At 61.0% G+C, this 18118-nt stretch carries 18 protein-coding genes and 1 tRNA gene; 11 read left to right on the top strand and 8 right to left on the bottom strand.

The features are described from left to right. Window positions 1-407: 407 nt before the first annotated feature. The 6 genes from B9A19_RS01130 to rpsU form a co-directional block, all read right to left on the bottom strand. A tRNA-Ile gene (locus tag B9A19_RS01130) sits at window positions 408-486 on the bottom strand. A gap of 41 nt (window positions 487-527) precedes the next feature. Further along, window positions 528-2465, bottom strand: coding sequence for an RNA polymerase sigma factor RpoD (gene rpoD / locus B9A19_RS01125; protein ID WP_084088690.1), 1938 nt, complete (start codon window positions 2463-2465; stop codon window positions 528-530). A 98-nt stretch (window positions 2466-2563) separates the two neighbouring features. After that, on the bottom strand, window positions 2564-4528 hold the full coding sequence (gene dnaG / locus B9A19_RS01120; protein WP_084088689.1) for a DNA primase: 1965 nt from the start codon (window positions 4526-4528) through the stop codon (window positions 2564-2566). 152 nt (window positions 4529-4680) lie between these two features. Further along, window positions 4681-5121 (bottom strand): GNAT family N-acetyltransferase, encoded by a 441-nt coding sequence (locus tag B9A19_RS01115; RefSeq protein ID WP_084088688.1) that lies wholly within the window; start codon window positions 5119-5121, stop codon window positions 4681-4683. A 3-nt stretch (window positions 5122-5124) separates the two neighbouring features. Beyond that, window positions 5125-5565, bottom strand: a complete 441-nt coding sequence (locus B9A19_RS01110; RefSeq protein ID WP_084088687.1) for a GatB/YqeY domain-containing protein — start codon at window positions 5563-5565, stop codon at window positions 5125-5127. Between the two features lie 100 nt (window positions 5566-5665). Further along, window positions 5666-5878, bottom strand: coding sequence for a 30S ribosomal protein S21 (rpsU, locus tag B9A19_RS01105; RefSeq protein WP_084088686.1), 213 nt, complete (start codon window positions 5876-5878; stop codon window positions 5666-5668). Between the two features lie 177 nt (window positions 5879-6055). On the opposite strand from rpsU, the gene tsaD reads away from it, so the two are divergent. Beyond that, on the top strand, window positions 6056-7069 hold the full coding sequence (gene tsaD / locus B9A19_RS01100; protein WP_084088685.1) for a tRNA (adenosine(37)-N6)-threonylcarbamoyltransferase complex transferase subunit TsaD: 1014 nt from the start codon (window positions 6056-6058) through the stop codon (window positions 7067-7069). Window positions 7070-7130: 61 nt separating this feature from the next. Here the strand turns inward: tsaD and B9A19_RS01095 are convergent, their stop codons facing one another. Together B9A19_RS01095 and B9A19_RS01090 are read right to left on the bottom strand one after the other, a co-directional pair. Next, window positions 7131-7784: a fumarylacetoacetate hydrolase family protein gene (locus B9A19_RS01095; RefSeq protein WP_084088684.1), complete on the bottom strand. Its 654-nt coding sequence runs from the start codon at window positions 7782-7784 to the stop codon at window positions 7131-7133. A gap of 14 nt (window positions 7785-7798) precedes the next feature. Continuing rightward, window positions 7799-8725 carry a CobD/CbiB family protein gene (locus B9A19_RS01090; RefSeq protein ID WP_084088683.1) on the bottom strand — a complete coding sequence of 309 codons (927 nt, stop codon included), beginning with the start codon at window positions 8723-8725 and terminating at the stop codon, window positions 7799-7801. A gap of 220 nt (window positions 8726-8945) precedes the next feature. Between B9A19_RS01090 and B9A19_RS01085 the strand changes: the two genes are divergently transcribed. The 10 genes from B9A19_RS01085 to B9A19_RS01040 all read left to right on the top strand — a co-directional run bounded on the left by B9A19_RS01085 (window position 8946) and on the right by B9A19_RS01040 (window position 18118). Beyond that, window positions 8946-9536 carry a superoxide dismutase gene (locus B9A19_RS01085; protein ID WP_084088682.1) on the top strand — a complete coding sequence of 197 codons (591 nt, stop codon included), beginning with the start codon at window positions 8946-8948 and terminating at the stop codon, window positions 9534-9536. Window positions 9537-9972: 436 nt separating this feature from the next. After that, entirely contained in the window at window positions 9973-10407 is a 435-nt protein-coding gene (gene gspG, locus B9A19_RS01080; RefSeq protein ID WP_139798577.1) for a type II secretion system major pseudopilin GspG, read from the top strand. Between the two features lie 21 nt (window positions 10408-10428). After that, window positions 10429-11604: a type II secretion system F family protein gene (locus tag B9A19_RS01075; RefSeq protein ID WP_084088681.1), complete on the top strand. Its 1176-nt coding sequence runs from the start codon at window positions 10429-10431 to the stop codon at window positions 11602-11604. Further along, window positions 11601-13256 carry a GspE/PulE family protein gene (locus B9A19_RS01070; protein ID WP_084088680.1) on the top strand — a complete coding sequence of 552 codons (1656 nt, stop codon included), beginning with the start codon at window positions 11601-11603 and terminating at the stop codon, window positions 13254-13256. The genes B9A19_RS01075 and B9A19_RS01070 overlap by 4 nt, the downstream gene beginning before the upstream one ends. Continuing rightward, window positions 13237-14028: a hypothetical protein gene (locus B9A19_RS01065; RefSeq protein ID WP_139798576.1), complete on the top strand. Its 792-nt coding sequence runs from the start codon at window positions 13237-13239 to the stop codon at window positions 14026-14028. The genes B9A19_RS01070 and B9A19_RS01065 overlap by 20 nt, the downstream gene beginning before the upstream one ends. Then, the gene (locus B9A19_RS01060) at window positions 14025-14579 is read left to right on the top strand and encodes a hypothetical protein (RefSeq protein ID WP_084088678.1); all 555 of its coding nucleotides are present in this window, start codon (window positions 14025-14027) and stop codon (window positions 14577-14579) included. Before B9A19_RS01065 ends, B9A19_RS01060 begins: the two co-directional genes overlap by 4 nt. Next, window positions 14576-15103 carry a hypothetical protein gene (locus B9A19_RS01055; RefSeq protein WP_084088677.1) on the top strand — a complete coding sequence of 176 codons (528 nt, stop codon included), beginning with the start codon at window positions 14576-14578 and terminating at the stop codon, window positions 15101-15103. The genes B9A19_RS01060 and B9A19_RS01055 overlap by 4 nt, the downstream gene beginning before the upstream one ends. Next, entirely contained in the window at window positions 15103-15666 is a 564-nt protein-coding gene (locus tag B9A19_RS01050; RefSeq protein WP_084088676.1) for a hypothetical protein, read from the top strand. Before B9A19_RS01055 ends, B9A19_RS01050 begins: the two co-directional genes overlap by 1 nt. Next, window positions 15663-17636 carry a secretin GspD/PilQ domain-containing protein gene (locus B9A19_RS01045; RefSeq protein WP_084088675.1) on the top strand — a complete coding sequence of 658 codons (1974 nt, stop codon included), beginning with the start codon at window positions 15663-15665 and terminating at the stop codon, window positions 17634-17636. The genes B9A19_RS01050 and B9A19_RS01045 overlap by 4 nt, the downstream gene beginning before the upstream one ends. Then, a complete protein-coding gene (locus B9A19_RS01040; protein ID WP_084088674.1) occupies window positions 17636-18118 on the top strand; it encodes a type II secretion system protein in 483 nt (160 codons plus the stop codon). Before B9A19_RS01045 ends, B9A19_RS01040 begins: the two co-directional genes overlap by 1 nt.

Below are 18118 nucleotides of genomic sequence, written 5' to 3'. Positions count from 1 at the left end.
GGAATTAAGTTAATGTTTCGAAATTAAACTGACAAAAAAACAATCAATAAACACCAACAATGTGAAATAAAAGTTCCGCTTTATGGCGCTTCTGCCCTGCATGAAGCGTTAAAACAGCTGAACGGCTGCCGAACACGGGATCATGAACAAATCGGGGCTACTGATCGCCTGGGCCGGCGCATACTGCCAGCCAGAGAAAGGAATGATTTGCCGTTTGGTTTTACGGGCATGGCCCACAGGATCAGATGCTTGAGGATGACGATGAAAATTTTTGAACAGCTGACGCCCCCCACGCAGGGGCAAGCGCCAGCCACCGCCATACACAAGGATGAACTGCTCGCACTGCATTGCGCAGCGCAAAAAACAAAGGGGTTGCAAGCTGAATGCTTGCAACCCCTTGTGTTTGTTGGTGGGCCCCCCGAGAGTCGAACTCGGCACCAATGGATTATGAGTCCACTGCTCTAACCAGGCATGAGCTAGAGGCCCGTATACCGTCCGGCCTGCGTCAGCAGGCCGGGGTGGGCATCTTACTGCTCATTGCCCAGATTTTCCAGGAAACTCTTCAGCCGTTCCGAACGGGTCGGGTGGCGCAGCTTGCGCAGTGCCTTGGCTTCGATCTGGCGAATCCGCTCGCGGGTAACGTCGAACTGCTTGCCGACCTCTTCCAGCGTGTGGTCGGTGTTCATGTCGATGCCGAAACGCATGCGCAACACCTTGGCCTCACGCGGGGTGAGCGTGTCGAGAATTTCCTTGGTGGCTTCACGCAGACCGGCATAGACGGCGGCATCGGCCGGCGCCATGTTGTTCTGGTCTTCGATGAAGTCGCCCAGATGGGAATCATCGTCATCACCGATCGGCGTTTCCATCGAGATCGGTTCTTTGGCGATCTTGAGGATTTTGCGGATCTTGTCTTCCGGCATTTCCATCTTGCCAGCCAGTTCTTCCGGCGTGGGTTCCAGACCGGTTTCCTGCAGGATCTGGCGCTGGATGCGGTTCATCTTGTTGATCGTTTCGATCATGTGAACCGGAATCCGGATGGTGCGCGCCTGGTCCGCGATCGAGCGGGTGATGGCCTGACGGATCCACCATGTCGCATAGGTCGAGAACTTGTAACCACGGCGGTATTCGAACTTGTCCACCGCCTTCATCAGGCCGATGTTGCCTTCCTGAATCAGGTCAAGGAACTGCAGGCCACGGTTGGTGTACTTCTTGGCGATGGAAATCACCAGACGCAGGTTGGCCTCGATCATTTCGCGCTTGGCGCGACGTGCCTTGGCTTCGCCGGTGGACATCTGGCGGTTGATTTCCTTCAGCTCCTTGATCGGCACCATGGCGCGTTCTTGCAGCTCGGACAGCTTTTGCTGCTTTTCCATGATGGCGTGCTGATAGCGGCCCAGGATTTCCGAGTAACCGTGGCCACCGTTGATCTCTTCCGTCACCCACTTGGTATCGGTTTCACGACCCGGGAAGGTCTTGATGAAGTGATCGCGCGGCATGCGCACTTTCTGCAGACAGAGGTCCATGATTTCGCGTTCGTGGCTGCGAATCTCGTCCACCATGCTGCGCAGCTGGTCGCACAGGTTTTCCACCTGGCGAGCCGAGAAGCGGATCTTCTGGAACTCTTCGGCAATCTGGCTTTGCAACGACAGATAGGTCTTGCCGTGCACGCCCTCTTTCTGCAGCGCCTTGAGCATCTTGTCGAACAGCGTGCGGATCACGTCGAAGTGCTCGCGCGCCTGCTCTTTCAGGAGTTCAAGGTTGGCACTGGCCACGGCGGCCGAGTTGTCCTCGTCGCCTTCGCTTTCCGCATCTTCTTCGGTCAGCTCTTCCGGCAGCGCTTCGGGCGCGGCAGCTTCTTCTTCGACCGCGTTCGGGTCGATGAAGCCGTCGATCACGTCGTCGATGCGGATTTCGTCGGACAGACCCTTGTCCACCAGCTCCAGAATGGTCTGGATGGTGGTCGGGCAGGCCGAGATGGCCGTGATCATGTGCTTGAGGCCGTCTTCGATCCGCTTGGCGATTTCGATTTCGCCTTCGCGGGTCAACAGTTCGACCGTGCCCATTTCACGCATGTACATCCGCACCGGGTCGGTGGTGCGGCCGAATTCGGCGTCCACGGACGAGAGTGCGGCTTCGGCCTCTTCAGCGGCGTCATCGTCGGCCACGGCCGGCGGCGCGTCGGACATCAGCAGGTCTTCGGCGTCGGGCGCCTCGTCATAGACCTGGATACCCATGTTGGAGATCATGCCGATCACGCCTTCGATCTGCTCGGCATCGAGCATGTCTTCTGGCAGATGGTCGTTGATCTCGGCGTAGGTGAGGTAGCCGCGCTCCTTGCCGAGCACGATCAGTTGCTTGAATTTCGCTTTGCGAACTTCCGGATCGAGTTTCTCGGCGCCTTCGTGCTTGCCCTCGCGGAAATCAACCCGCTCTTGGTCTTCTTTGTCGAACTCGTGTGCAGCCATGCTCGCAAGACTCAAAAAGATTCGGAAAAACCGAGGATTATATCAGAGTTGACAGACATTTTTCTGTCAACTTCGTTCCCGCGCCCACGCGCGGCGTTTTACCCCCGCCGCTGCGCCAGCAACGCCAGGTATTCCTGCTTTTCTGCTTCGGTCAGCCCGCCATGTGCGGCACGCCATTCCAGCTCGGCACGCCGACCCAGTGTAGTTGGCCGCGCCAGCACCTGCCCGGCAGTTTGTAACAAGGCGGCAAACTCCTCTGCCCGCTCTGCTTCTTCCATGCGGCCGAACAGTCGCTCGCCGTCGGCCAGCGCGGCATTCAGCCGCTCGAACACCACCGTATCACGCCAATGTTCCAGCACCAGTGCAGACTGCGCCTGTGCCGGCAAGCCGCGCACATGCTGCAGCACCTGCACCACCAGTTGCTCGGCCGGCCAACCCTGCCACAGCGGTTCGCCACTTTGTGCCAGCATCGGCGCCGCCAGCACCAGCTGCAGCAAGCGCTGCAGCGGGTCACTACTGCCCGCGTGCGGTCTGGGCAAGGGCTGCAAGGGGCGCTCTCGCCGTCCGTCCTTCCAGTTACCCCGCCCTTCCTTCCAGTCGCTGCGGCCTTCTTTCCAGTTGCCGCGTCCTTCGCGCCAATTGCCGCGCTCGGATCGGCGAGCGCCATACTCGCGTTCAGACGACGGCTGCCATTGGCGCTCGCCATCATCCTGCATATACTCCGCCCCCCGTTCGGCTACGTACTCGGCCGGCGCAGCACGTGCCTCGCCACCACCGCCCAGCACGCCGTCCAGTTCGTTCAGCGCCAAACCACACGCCTCAGCCAGGCGCTTGCGCAGCATCAGGGCATAGGCCGGCGCGCTCACACGCGCCAGCAACGGCTTGGCCAGGTGAATCAGCCTTGCGCGCCCCTCGTCACTGTCCATATCCACCTGCGCAGACAATTCACGAAGCAGGAACTGCGCCAGCGGCACCGCCTGCTGCGTAACCTGAGCCTCGAAAGCACCCTGCCCATATTCACGCACGTAGGAATCGGGGTCGTGCTCTTCTGGCAGGAACAGAAAGGTTAATTTCTTGCCATCGGCCAGAATTTCAAGACTGTTCTCCAGTGCGCGCCATGCCGCCTTGCGGCCGGCCTTGTCGCCGTCGAAGCAGAACACCACGTCGTCAGCCAGCTTGAGCAGCTTTTTCACATGCTCGGGGGTGCATGCCGTTCCCAGCGTTGCCACGGCATATTCAACGCCGTGCTGCGCCAGCATCACCACGTCCATATACCCTTCCACCACCAGCACGCGACCAACCTCGCGAATGGCAGCACGTGCCTGGGTCAGGCCGTACAGCTCGCGTCCCTTTTCGAACACCGGCGTTTCCGGCGAGTTGAGGTACTTGGGCTCGCCCTGCCCCATCACGCGGCCACCAAAGCCGATCACTGCACCACGCTGGTTCAGGATGGGAAACATCACCCGATCACGAAAGCGGTCATAGCGCCGCTTGGTGTCCTCCTTGTCGATCACCAGCCCGGCCTCGGCCAGCAGCTTGTTCCAGTCGTAATCCGGAAAGACTTTTTTCAACGCCTGCCAGTCATCACCGCCCGGCGCATAGCCCAGGCCAAAGCGTGCCGCAGTCTTGCCATCCAGCCCACGGCCTTTAAGATAGTTGATGGCAGACGGTGCGCTTTTTAATGCCTGCCGGTAATAATCACAGGCAGCCTTCAAGGCATCGAACACGCCCGGCTCGGCACGCGGGGTTTCGGGGCCGCCACCAGCCTCCTGCGGCACCTGCAAGCCGATCGACTCAGCCAGCTTGGCCACCGCCTCCGGGAAGGTCAGCCCCTCGTACTCCATGACAAAGCTCACCGCCGAGCCATGCGCGCCACAGCCAAAGCAGTGATAAAACTGCTTGTTCGGGCTGACCGTGAACGACGGCGACTTTTCCTTGTGGAACGGGCAGCACGCCATATAGTTCTGCCCGCCCTTCTTGAGCGGCAGATAGCGCTCGACCACATCGACGATATCGACGCGATTGAGCAAGTCCTGAATGAAGCTGTCGGGTATGCGGGCCATGAGGGCGTATCAAACCCCGCTGCGCTTGCAGCAACGAATGCGGCGGTACGACTGATGACGCATCTCGATCACTGTAAACCCCGTTGATGACAGAAGCAGGCATTGCCCCAAGGGCAATGCCTCATGGCTACGCGACCGGGCGCGCCGCATACTCAAACCGGCGTAGCGACAAATGCCGTCTTGATATCGTCGCGAAAACCGCAGTCGCGGTAGAACGCCAGCACACCCGGCGTACGTGCACTGGTGGACAGCATGATCTTGTAGCAATCGGCTCGCCAGGCGAAGCCGCATGCGGCACCCAGCACCGCACGCCCGAGACCGCGCCGACGATGGCTGGCCAGCGTCACCACGTTCTCGATCAGCGCATAGGGGCGCCCATCGCGCGTGAGGTTGGGAATGACACAGACCGTGCAGCTTGCTGCCAGCATGCCATCCACCTCGGCAACGTAAACCGCGGCGCCCGGCTGCGCCAACAACTGGTCCCAGCGCTGCGCCGCCCGTGCGCCATCCAGCGGCGGGTCGTCCGGGTTCAGCTCGCGCATCAGCGCGAGCACGTCCGGCAGATCAGCATGGATGGCCTCACGGATGCGCATGACTCAGACCATGCGCGCCTTGACCAGCTTGGACACCTCGGCCATGTCGGCACGGCCAGCCAGCGCCCCCTTGAGCTCGGCCATGATCTTGCCCATGGCGGCGGGCGTCTTGCCGTGCGTGGCAATCGCGGCATCGACCGCAGCAGTCACTTCAGCCTCGGAGAGCTGTTGCGGCATATAGGCCTTGAGCACTTCGACTTCAGCGCGTTCGACGTTGGCCAGGTCTTCACGCTGGGCAGCCACGTATTGCTCGATGCTGTCCTTGCGCTGCTTGAGCATTTTCTCGATCACGGCGGTAATCGCCGCATCGTCCAGCTCGATGCGCTCATCCACCTCACGCTGCTTGATGGCGGCCAGCAGCAGGCGAATCGTACCCAGACGCTCTACCTGTTTTTCCTTCATCGCCGTTTTCATGTCTTGCGTGATCTGTGCTTTGAGGCTCATTCGAGTTTCCTTGAGGTGGATGGACGGGGTGCGCGACAATAGCGCGCAGAAGCGGTAAAAGGCCGCTCAATGGCGGCCTTCTTCCTGCAAAGCGCTGTGCTTAGTACAGCTTTTGCGGCAGCTGTTGGCTGCGGATGCGCTTGTAGTGGCGCTTCACGGCAGCAGCAAGCTTGCGCTTGCGCTCAGCGGTCGGCTTTTCGTAGAACTCGCGCGAACGCAGTTCGGTCAGCAGGCCAGTCTTTTCTACAGCACGCTTGAAGCGGCGCATGGCTACTTCGAACGGCTCGTTCTCTTTTACGCGTACGGAAGGCATCGAGCTAAAATCCTTGGGGTTTGAAACCACGGCACACCGTGGAAAGTCTGGCATTTTGACAAAAGCACTTGGCCATGTCAAATACAAGCGATCAGACGCCACCGTAAAGTGCGGCTTTTATCACTATAAACAAGCGGGTAGCATATCGCCCCTGCCCTCAGCACCTTGAATACCCCCATGCTCGTACTCGGCCTTGAATCCTCCTGCGATGAAACCGGCGTTGCCCTCTTCGACACCGAAGGCGGCCTGCTGGCGCACCGCATCCACTCGCAAATCGCCATGCACACTGAGTACGGTGGCGTGGTACCCGAGCTGGCGTCGCGCGACCATATCCGCCGCGTACTGCCGCTAACCGAGGAATGTCTGTCCGAGGCCGGCAAGCAGCTGGCCGATGTCGATGCGATAGCCTACACCGCCGGGCCGGGCCTGGCCGGTGCGCTACTGGTCGGTGCCAGCGTGGCCAATGCACTGGGTTTTGCACTACAGAAGCCGGTGATCGAGGTGCACCATCTGGAAGGCCATTTGCTGTCGCCCCTGCTTTCCGAACCCAAGCCGGAGTTCCCGTTTGTGGCACTGCTGGTCTCGGGCGGTCACACGCAGCTGATGGCCGTGCGCGGCATCGGCCAATATGAACTCTTGGGCGAAACCGTTGATGATGCAGCCGGCGAAGCCTTCGACAAATCAGCCAAGCTGCTGGGCTTGGGCTACCCCGGTGGCCCGGCGCTGTCAAAGCTGGCTGACAGCGGCGACCCGACACGCTTCAAGCTGCCACGCCCCATGCTCAATTCGGGCGATCTGGATTTCAGCTTCTCTGGCCTGAAAACCGCCGTACTCAAGCTGGTGAACGAGCAATCGCCCATCGATGACACCACGCGGGCCGACATTTGCGCCGCGTTTCAGGAAGCCATCGTCGATGTGATTACCAAGAAATGCCTGGCCGCACTCAAGCAGACCGGCATGCAGCGACTGGTGATTGCCGGCGGTGTTGGCGCCAACCGGCAGCTGCGCGCCGGGCTGGACGAGGCGGCCCGCCGCCGCAAGCTCAAGGTGTATTACCCGCCACTAGCGCTATGCACCGACAACGGCGCAATGATTGCTTACGCTGGCGCGATGCGGCTGCAATACGCGCGCGACAGCTATGGCTACGGCGCCAAGCCGCGCTGGGATCTGGCCAGTCTGCCGGCGGTGTAAATCCGAATCAGCGCAACAAAACAAAAGGGGCCAACCGGCCCCTTTTTCATTGCGCTGCCGTTCAGGCAGCGCGGACTGTATAGCGCTGGTCGATCAAGCCGGGCAATTGCAGACGCAGCTCATCGCCGGCATGAATCGGGCCGACGCCTTCAGGCGTGCCGGTATAGATCAGATCGCCCCGCCGCAGACCGAAGCGACTGGAAATCCACGCGATCAAGGTCGGCACGTCAAACGCCATCTGGTGCATATCGGCCTGCTGACGCAACTCGCCATTCACGGTGAGCGAGAACTGCACGCCGGGCGGGCTGATGGCATCAGCGGCAATGAAGTCCGTCAGCACGGCAGCACCCCGAAAGCCCTTGGAGAGCGTCCACGGCGAGCCTGATTTCTTGGCTTGCGCCTGCACATCACGCGCGGTCAGATCAAGGCCCAGCGCATAACCGGCCACGTAGTCCCAGGCATCTGCCGCTGCGATATCGTTGCCATCCTTGCCGATCACCACCACCAGCTCGGCCTCGTGATGCACGTCGCTCGACCAGGCCGGCAGCACGATATTCTGCCCAGGGTAGGACAGCGCACCGGTCGGCTTGAGGAACACCACTGGCTCGGGGCCGATACTGGACCCCATTTCGGCCGCGTGCGCCAGGTAGTTGCGCGCGACGCAGAAGATGTTGGCAACCGGCAAGGTCTGACTGGCAATCTGAATACTGGGCATACGAAACTCCGGAATCAGGACAGCCACTGCCCCAGGGTGAATACCAGCACCACCGCCAGCCACAACAGGATGGAGCGCCAGATCAGGCCCACCGCGTTTGCCAGATGGCTGGGCGTGACCAGATCACCCAGACCCAGTTCGGGGCGGAATTTGACGGTGTGATCCATATGCAGCGCCTGTCCCAGCCGGATACCGATGGCACCCGCGCCAGCAGCCAGAATGATGCCCTGCGCATAATTGCCCCATTCCTGCGCCTGCGAACGCCAGCAATCAACCGCATCCTGAAAATCACCCATCACCGCGAAACCGGCAGCGGTAAAGCGCACCGGCAGATAATCCAGCCATTCCAGAATGCCGGCGGCGCAGCGACCAAATACGGTGTTCTCCTCGTGCGAGGCCCATTTTTGCGCCAGCAGGCTGGCAGCACGATATAGCACCGCGCCGGTCGGGCCAGCCACCCAGCTCAGCAGTACAAACCAGAATACGGTGGCGAACACATAGCGATAGGAATCGAGCAGGCCCTGCTCGATGGCGAAGCGTGCCACTTCGTCATCGTTCATTTGCGAAGTGTGCTGGCCGGTCCAGTCGGCCAACAGGGCACGCGCCGTGTCGAGGTCTCCGGCCTGCAGCGCCTTGGAGATGCCCGAGAACGAATGACTGAACTGGCGGAAGCCCATGGTGAGGTAAAGAATGACCACATTCCAGGCCAGGCCCAGCATCCAGTTGATGTTGACCAGCAGCCAGTAGCCGGCCACGCTGATCGCCAGCAGCGGTACCGTGGCAATCAGCCAGCCGTACACGCCATTGCGGTATTCCCCGGCGTTCAGCGCGCGCTCCAGCCGGTTGGCCATGCGGGTGAACGACAGATAAATCGGGTTGCGACTGCTGATCGGTCTAAGCTGTTCGAGCAGAAGCGCAAGGATCAGGGATAAAATGGTCATGGTTTCGATCGGAACGGCTGCAGGTATCGCCTGCAAGATAACATAGCAGCCAGTCTGCCCCCAAACCGCGCACCCGCAACTGCACAGCCGCCACACCATGCGGCGCCGCCCAAGACGGGACGATTTTGTTTAGCGCTCAGCACTTGAAATGCTGTCGCGATATCGCCATATATCTGAACACTACACTACGTTTACTGGCCACACCTCACTGGAGCAAACCATGGAACACAAACTGCCGGAACTGCCTTACGCCCAAGATGCACTGGCACCGTACATGTCGGCTGAGACACTGTCCTACCACTACGGCAAGCACCATCAGACCTACATCACCAACCTGAACAACCTGATCAAGGGCACCGATAACGAGAGCAAGTCGCTCGAGGACATCGTGAAGACCGCGCCGGCGGGTGGCCTGTACAACAACGCCGCACAAACCTGGAACCACACCTTCTTCTGGCTGGGTTTCAAGCCGAACCCGGAAGACGCAGTGCGCACACCGGCTGGCGCGCTGGCTGATGCCATCAACGCCAAGTGGGGTTCGTTCGACGAATTCAAGAAGGCATTCAATACCTCGGCCGCCGGCAACTTCGGCTCGGGCTGGACCTGGCTGGTGAAGAAGGCTGACGGCAGCCTCGACATCGTCAATACCGGTGCCGCCGGCACCCCGCTGACCACCGCCGATGTGGCCCTGTTGACCTGTGACGTTTGGGAACACGCCTACTACATCGACTACCGCAACAGCCGCCCGAACTACCTGGAAGGCTTCTGGAAGCTGGTGGACTGGGATGTCGTGGCACAACGCCTCGGCTGATCCGCCCCGCACGGCCTCGCGCCCTGCCACCAAAGCCCCGCCCAGCGGGGCTTTGTGTTTTCTGGCGACCGGCCAGCCAGCTTTCGCCCCTGCCCCACCCTCAGGCACTTCGCACTCGCCTCGCCCACCCGGTACACAAAAGCCTTACTGACGCGATGAACTTGCCGATGGAATATCCGTCAAATCCCCTGCCGCTTGCTGCCAATGACCCTGATCCCGCTGGAAGCCGCACCCAGCTTTGTTTCCGCAAGCCCACACCCGCAAGGGAAACGCTTGCCCCGTCACCCCTGCCCGATTAGGATGGCGAGCAGAGGATGGAAACAAAACAATAAAGCCTTACAAAATCAGGGTTACAGTTGCGCGGTTTAGTGCCGATAGCAGGCTAGCGTCTGCATTGGGCCGCCCAACCCCTTAAGAGATACCGAAGAAGACCACCATGAAAGTATCCCCGCTGCTCCGCCGCGCCCAGGCCGGCTTTACCCTGCTCGAATTGCTGGTTGTGCTGCTGATCATCGCGCTGCTGGCCGGCTATGTCGGCCCCAAGCTGTTCAGCCAGGTCGGTGCCGCCAAGGCCAAGACGGCGATGAGCCAGATGAAATCGCTGGCCGATGCGCTCGACAACTATCGCCTCAATGTCGGCCAGTATCCGACCACCGAGCAAGGCCTGAACGCACTGGTGAAAGCACCGGCCGAAGGCGCCAGCAAGTGGGCCGGCCCCTATCTGGCCAAGGACGTGCCGGCCGACCCGTGGGATCGCCCCTACATCTATCATCGCCCCGGCGAGAACGGCAAGGACTATGACTTGCTGACGCTGGGCGCCGACGGCAAGCCGGGCGGCGACGGCGAAGACAAAGACATCATCTACAACTGATCGCCGACGGTTCCGCGCACCATGCGCTACAAGGTCACCGCACTGCAGGCCGGCCGCCTGCAGGAGATGGAGCTGGATGCCGGCAGCGAGGACGAGCTGCGCGAGCGGCTTGCCGCTCAAGGCGCCAAGCTCGTCTCCGCACAGGCTCAGGCCAAGTTCTCGTTCGGCAAGAAAAACGTGTTCGGCCTGTCGCTGTTCACGCAGGAGCTGATCGCGCTGCTTGAGGCCGGGCTGACGCTGGTCGAAGCCATTGAAACGCTGCGCGAGAAAAGCGGCCAGGACGGCAACAGTGTGGTGCTGACCCGCCTGATCGAGGGCCTGTATCAGGGCCTGACCTTGTCGCGCGTGCTCGGCCAGATGCCGGAACATTTTCCGCCACTGTATATCGCTACGGTGGGCTCGGCCGAAAAGACCGGCCACCTTGCCGAGGCGCTCAAGCGTTATCACCACTACGAATCGCGACTGGCATCGGTCAAAAAGAAAATCTGGTCGGCACTGGTCTATCCGATGGTCATCATCACCATCGGTGGCGGCATCATGCTGTTCCTGCTGTTCTATGTGATTCCGAAATTCAGCCAGATTTACGCCAGCATGAAAAACCTGCCGCCAGCGGCAGAAATGATGCTGTGGTGGGGCGAACTGGTGCACGCCAACGGGCAGTTTTTGTTTGCCGCCATCATCGGCGCGATTGCCGTGACCGTAATGCTGCTGCGCACCCAGGCGGTCAAATCATCGCTAGCAGAGTGGTTCTGGCGCCTGCCCAAGATGGAAACCTATCGCACACTGTTCTCGCTGACGCGCTTTTACCGCACCGTCGGCCTGCTGCTCGCAGGCGGCCTGTCCATCGTGGCCGCCATGGAGCTAGCCGCGCAGCTGCTGCCGTCCACCATGCGGCTGGCACTGGCGCAGGCCATCGTCGACATCAAATCGGGCCAGGGCGTTTCCAGCACCCTGCCGCGCTACGGACTGACCACGCCAGTGGCCGAACGACTGCTGCGCGTGGGCGAGCAGAGCGGCGAGCTGGCCACGATGTGCGAGCGCTCGGCGCAGTTTTGCGACGAAGAACTCGACCGCGCCATCGACATGTTCACGCGCCTGTTCGAACCGGTGCTGATGCTGTTCATCGGCGTGCTGATCGGCGGCATCGTGTTCCTGCTCTACATGCCTATTTTTGAACTCGCCGGGAGTATGCAATGAGCGAGCTCACGCTTGATCTTATTCAGCACCTGCGCGCGCATGCCGGCGAAACGTCGCTGCCGCTCTTGGTGCAACAGACGCTGGGGCTGTCCAAGGAAGGTTATTGCGAGGATGTATCGCAATTCCTCGGCCTGGACGCCTTTACGCGCGAAGAATTGTCGCTGCTGTTTCCGCGCCACGACCTGCTGCCCTACGCCGAAGCGGTATCGCGCGCCTGTGTGCTGGCCGACGACGCCATGGGGCAGCGCTATCTGGTGCTGTCCGACCCGTTCGATGCCGTCACGCGCAACTGGGCGCAGCAGCGCATCAGCAGCAGCTACCGCACCGCATTTGCCCACTTTGAAGACCTCGACGATTACCTGAACCAGTTCGAGACCTCGCATCGCGCGATGGATCAACTGGCCATCGGCGATAACGAAGCCAGCACCGAATCCGTGCCGGAAATCTCGCTCGCCACGCTGGCGCGCGACACCAACCCGGTGGTCAAGCTGGTCAATTCGACGCTGTATGACGGCCTGAAATCCAAGGCGTCGGACATCCACATGGAAAGCACGCCAGCCGGGCTGACCATCAAATACCGGATTGACGGCGTGCTGCTGCATGCCGGCGGCGCCAATGGTACCGAGACAGCCGAACAAGTAGTGTCGCGCATCAAGGTCTTGGCCGAGCTGGATATTTCCGAGCGTCGCGTGCCGCAGGACGGCCGCTTCAAGGTGATGATGAATGGCCGCGACGTGGACTTCCGCGTGTCCATCATGCCGTCCATCTACGGCGAGGATGCGGTACTGCGGATTCTGGACAAGCAGAACGGCGGCGACGCCTTCAAGCAGCTCAAGCTCGATATCCTCGGCCACGAGGAAATCACCATGGCTGCAATCCGTTCGCTGGCCACCGAGCCCTACGGCCTGCTGCTGGTGACCGGCCCGACCGGCTCGGGCAAGTCGACCACGCTGTACGCCACGCTGTCCGAAATCAATACCGGCGATGAAAAAATCATCACCATTGAAGACCCGGTTGAATACCAGTTGCCCGGCGTATTGCAGATTCCGGTCAACGACAAGAAGGGCCTGACCTTTGCACGCGGCCTGCGCTCGGTGCTGCGTCACGACCCGGACAAGATTCTGGTCGGTGAAATCCGTGACGGCGAAACCGCCAATATCGCGGTACAAGCGGCGCTCACAGGTCACCTGGTATTGACCTCGGTGCACGCGAACAACGCGTTCTCGGTGCTCGACCGTTTCATGCACATGGGCGTCGAACCCAACAGCTTTGTCGATGCACTGATCGGCGTGGTGGCGCAACGGCTGATCCGCAAGATCTGCCCGCACTGCATCACCGATGACCAGCCCGATCTGGACCTGCTGGCCCAATCCGGCCTGACGCGCAATCAGGTGGCCACCTGGCGCTTCCGCAAGGGCACCGGCTGCAGCCATTGTCGCGATACAGGCTATCTGGGCCGCAAGGCCATTGCCGAGGTGCTGCGCCTGAACGATGCACTCAAACAAGCCATTGCCGGGCGTGCCCCGGCGGTGGAAGTGAAGCAACTGGCCGCACAGCACGGCTTCCAGAACATGCGCCAGATGGCCTTGATGTCGGTCGCCCGCGGCGAGACCACGCTACAGGAAATCAACCGTGTCACGTTTGTGGATTAAACATCAAGCCTGGCTGTGCCTTGGCCATGTCCAGCTCGCCAGCAGCGGGCTGAGACAGGGCGTGCCCACGCTGACACAAGCCCCGGTCGACGCCGCAGCCGACACCGCCGTGCTGCGCCTGCAGCAACTGCTGGTCGAAGCACCGCGCGGCAGCCTGCGCATGGATACGCTGGCGCTGCAGCTGGGCGCACCGTGGGTGCGTTACGCCATCATTCCGTGGCAGGACAAGCTCAAGCGCCCGGCAGACTGGGAAAACTATGCCAAGGTGGCCATGAGCCAGCAATACGGCGTCGGCACCGAAACCTGGCGCGTGCGCGTGGCCGAAGGCGGCTGGGGCAAACCCCGTCTGGCCGCAGCCATCGAACAAGGGCTGTACCAGACCATGGTCGAGCTGGCGCGCGGGCAAAAGCTCAGGCTCACTCAGGTCGAGCCCATGCTGACCACTGCCATCAACCGCCACAAGGGCGCACTGAAACAACGCGAATTCACCCTGCTGCTGATTGATGGCGAGCAAGCTGTGTGCGCCTTCTGGCGCCAGCACGCCTGGCGTGGCGTGGTCACCCTGCCCCTGCCGCCCGAAGCATTGCGCCGTGGCGAAGCGGTGGCAGCGCTGATTCGCGATGCCGCCATGATGACCAGCGATTTCCTGCCCGAGCAAGTTTACGTGGTCGCCAGCGAGCCGCGCTTTGCGCGCATGGAGCTGGCCGACTTCGACCTGCAATGGCTGGGCCCGGTGCACCCGCTGTTCACCGCGCGGGAGGCGAACGCATGAGTCCGCTTTATCTCGATTTTCATCGCGTCCACAAACCCACCCCGTGGATCGGTCTGCTGCTGGTTACGCTCGGCGTGGTGGCACTGCTGTGGGTCAGCACACAACAGGACATTCTGGAGCAAAGCCGCAGCCAGGTCGAAACCCTGGAAGCCAGCGTCAAACTGAAAAAGCAGCAGATTGCCGCCAAGGCACAAGCCGCGCAGAAGGAAACGCCGGTCAACGAAAAGGTCGGCTCCATCCGCCGAGCGCAACAACGCAGCGCACTACCGGCACTGCAGATACTGGAAAGCAGCTGGGACAGCGACATGGCCATTTTGCGACTGGATGTCAGCCCGGCTGATGCCACCATCAAGATGGATATCGAAACGCGTTCCGCGCCGCAGCTATTGAACTGGTATGACCGCATCAGCCATCAGACCGGCGTGACACGCGTGGTGCTGGCCCGCCAACAGACCAAGGTGGCCGATCCATTCAAGCCCACGCAGGCCAGCGTGGAAGTCCAGCTGCGCAAGGAAGCAGTGCCGGCCAAGATCAAGGCAAGCCAGCCATGAAACAAGAACAATTAGCATGGGCACTGCGGCAATGGCCGCGCTATACCGGCATTCTGGGTCTTGCCGGCGTGGTGCTGCTGGGCATTGCGGCAATGAGCTACCAGCAGAAAATCAAGCCGGTAGAGCGCGACCTGCAAAGCCGTGAGCAAAGCGCGACCGAAGAGCAACGTCGCCTGAACAAACCGGTAGCCAGCGATGCATCCAGCATTGCCGCACTGACCCCGATCCGCCGCGCCGACACGCTGACGCAATTCTTGCGCGAGCTGGCCGAGCTGGCCACCAAGGACAAGGTGGTGATGTTGCAGACCGACTACAAGTCGAATGCCGAAGGCGACAACCACCTGATGCGTTATGGCGTGCAGTTTCCTGCTACCGGGACCTATGACGCATTCCGCCAATTCATGACCGACCTGGAAAAAATTCCCGGCGTGCGCATCGAAACCTTCTCAGTCAGCCGTGCGCAGATTGCCGACGAACAACTGACCGCACAAATGCAGATCAGCTACCTGACGGAGACACCGTAATGCTGTCCCGTCCTTTGCAAATCGTGCTGGGCCTGACTCTGGCTGCTGTCGGCTACACCTGGTGGCAGGGCCGCAATACCGAAGACCCGGAACTGGATACCCACGCCCGCAGCAGCGGCCGCGTTGCCGCAGCCTCGCAGGCTGTCAGCGCATCGGCGCCACAGGCATCGTCGGCCAGCGCGGTTGCCGCCAACAAGCCGGCTGCCTCTGGCGCCAGCAACGCCAGCGGCGTAACCAACCTGTTCCCGAAACAGACCTGGGCGCCCACTCCGCCGCCGACACCCACACCCGGGCCGCCGCCGCCCACGCCAGTGCCGGTTGCCCCGCCGCTGCCATTCAGCATCGTAGCCACATGGCACAACAACGGTGCCGACCAGTTCGTTGTCGAGGCAGCCGGCCAGCAATATGTGATTTGCACCCAGTGCGACGCGCTGGGTCGCGTACGACTGGGTGAAACCGTGCTCGGCGCCTATCGCGTCGACCAGATTTCGCGCCAGCAAATCGTGTTTACTTATCTGCCATTGAATCAGCAGCAGGTGCTGCCGATAGGAGGAACGCCGTGAAACGTGCGTTGACCATGACCTTGATCGCCGCGGGTATCCTCAGCGGCTGTGCGTCCGAACGTGCACGCAATACCGCCATCGACCAGATCCAGCAGGGCAGCGCGCCGCAAGGCCTGAACACGCTGCAGGACGCGCTGAAGAAAGATCCGGACGACATCCCGCTGCGCGCCACCTATGAACGCCAGCGCGATGAATACATCGGCAAGCTGCAAAAAGAGGCCGACGATGGTCGCAACTCGGGCACGCCCGAGGGACTGGCCAAGGCGCTGGTAAACTACCAGCAAATCCTCAGCTACGACGCAAACAATCAGCGCGCCAAGGAAGGCCTCAAGCTGATCGAGGCTGGCATCGTGCTCGACTCCAAGATCAAGTACGCCCGCTCGATCAAGGACACCCGCCCGGACGAAGCACTGGAAATCACCCAGCAGGTGCTGGGTGACAACCCGCGCTCGCTGGGCGCTCTGCAGCTCAAGACCGAGCTGGAATCGCGCAAGGCGCGCGAAACCAGCCTGAAACCGGCACTGGCGCAGGCGCTGAAGAGCCCGATTTCGCTGCAGTTCCGCGATCAGCCGATTTTCAGCGTATTCGACATCATTTCGCGCATCGGCAAGGTCAACTTCATTTTCGACCGCGATGTGCCATCGACCCTGCGCACCACCATCTATGCGCGCGATACGACCGTCGAGGACGTGATCAACCTCTTGCTGACCACCAATCAGCTCGACAAGAAAATCCTCAACGACAACACCATCCTGATCTACCCGAAGCGCCCCGACAAGGACCGCGACTACAAGGATCTGGTGATGCGTACCTTCTACCTCAACAACGCCGACCCCAAGCAGGTACTGGCCATGTTGAAGCAGATGGTGAAAACACGCGACGTCTACATCGACGAGCGCCTGAGCATGATCGTGATGCGCGATACACCCGATGCCATTGCCGTGGCCGAGCGCCTGATTGCCGCACAGGATTTGCCGCAGTCCGAGGTGGTGCTTGATGTGCAGGTGCTGGATGTATCCAGCTCCGACCTGCTGAACCTGGGCATCAAGTATCCGGGCGCCATCAGCGCCAGTGTGGGCGGTTATACCGGCAGCACTCCGTCCACCACCACCTCCAACGGCGTCATTATCGCGGGCACCTCCGGCACCTTTACGCCGGGCCAGATCACCATGGATGCGCTGAGCGCAATCAACCGCAAGAATGTGCTGGTCAACCTGGGTGACCCGACGGCAACGGCCAACTTCCTGCAGCAGAAGGGCAATACCAACGTACTGGCCAACCCCAAGATCCGCGTGAAAAACCGCGACAAGGCCAAGATACTGATTGGTGACCGCGTACCGGTGGTGACCTCGACGGTATCGAACGGTGTGACCACCGAGTCGGTCGCCTATCAGGACGTTGGCCTGACCTTGAATGTCGAACCGTTGGTGACGCAGGATTCGGACATCTCGGTCAAGCTGACCATGGAAGTGTCCAACATCACCGACAAGAGCGAAACCAAACAGGGCTCGGTCGTATACACCATCGGCACGCGTCGCGCCGAAACGAATATGTCGGTGCGCGATGGCGAAACGCAGGTGCTGGCCGGCCTCTTGAGCCGCACCGAGACCTCGTCGGGCAATTCATTGCCCGGTTTTGGCGACATTCCGCTGCTCAATCGCCTGTTTGGCTCCAAGCAAACAGAAACCAAGCGTACCGAATTGGTGCTGTTGATCACGCCACACATCGTACGCAGCCTGCCGACACCGGCTGGCTACGTCACCAACTTCAACAGTGGTACCGATGGTCTGCTGACCACCGAGCCGCTGCGCCTGCGCGACGCATCGACAATGAACATCAACAGCAACGGCAACGGTGCACCCGCCGCACCGGTACCGGTTCCCGCACCAGTACCAGCGCCGGTCGTGGTAGAGCAGCCGGTACCCCAACCCGCCGAACAGCCGCGCGGCTCGAGCATGGGCCGCCGTTGATGAAACCGGCTTTGCGCCAGCACGGCTTTACGCTGATCGAGCTGATGGTGACCCTCACCATCCTCGCCGTGCTGGCGTCGGTTGCCTTGCCGCTGTCGCAAATCGCGGCCACGCGCACGCGAGAAGAGCAATTGCGCCAGGCGCTGTGGCAAATGCGCAGTGGCATTGATGCCTACAAGCAGGCGGTCGACGATGGTCGGGTCAACAAATCACTGGAAGACACCGGCTACCCACCCGACCTCAAAACGCTCGTTGATGGCGTGAAAGACCTGAAAGACCCCACCGGCAAGAAGATTTACTTCCTGCGCCGCATCCCGCGTGACCCGTTCTGCGATTGCCCCAGCAAGAGCGATGCCGAAACGTGGGGCCTGCGCAGCTATGCCAGCTCGGCCGACTCGCCCGAAGAAGGGCGCGACGTGTACGATGTATTTTCGCTGTCCAACGGGGTGGGCCTGAATGGCTCCCCCTATCGCAAGTGGTAA

This window comes from Andreprevotia lacus DSM 23236 (genome assembly GCF_900176275.1).
Classification (GTDB): Bacteria; Pseudomonadota; Gammaproteobacteria; order Burkholderiales; family Chitinibacteraceae; genus Andreprevotia; species Andreprevotia lacus.
The sequence above is the reverse complement of the archived record's forward strand: the minus strand, read 5'-3'. Positions and strand labels throughout refer to the sequence as shown.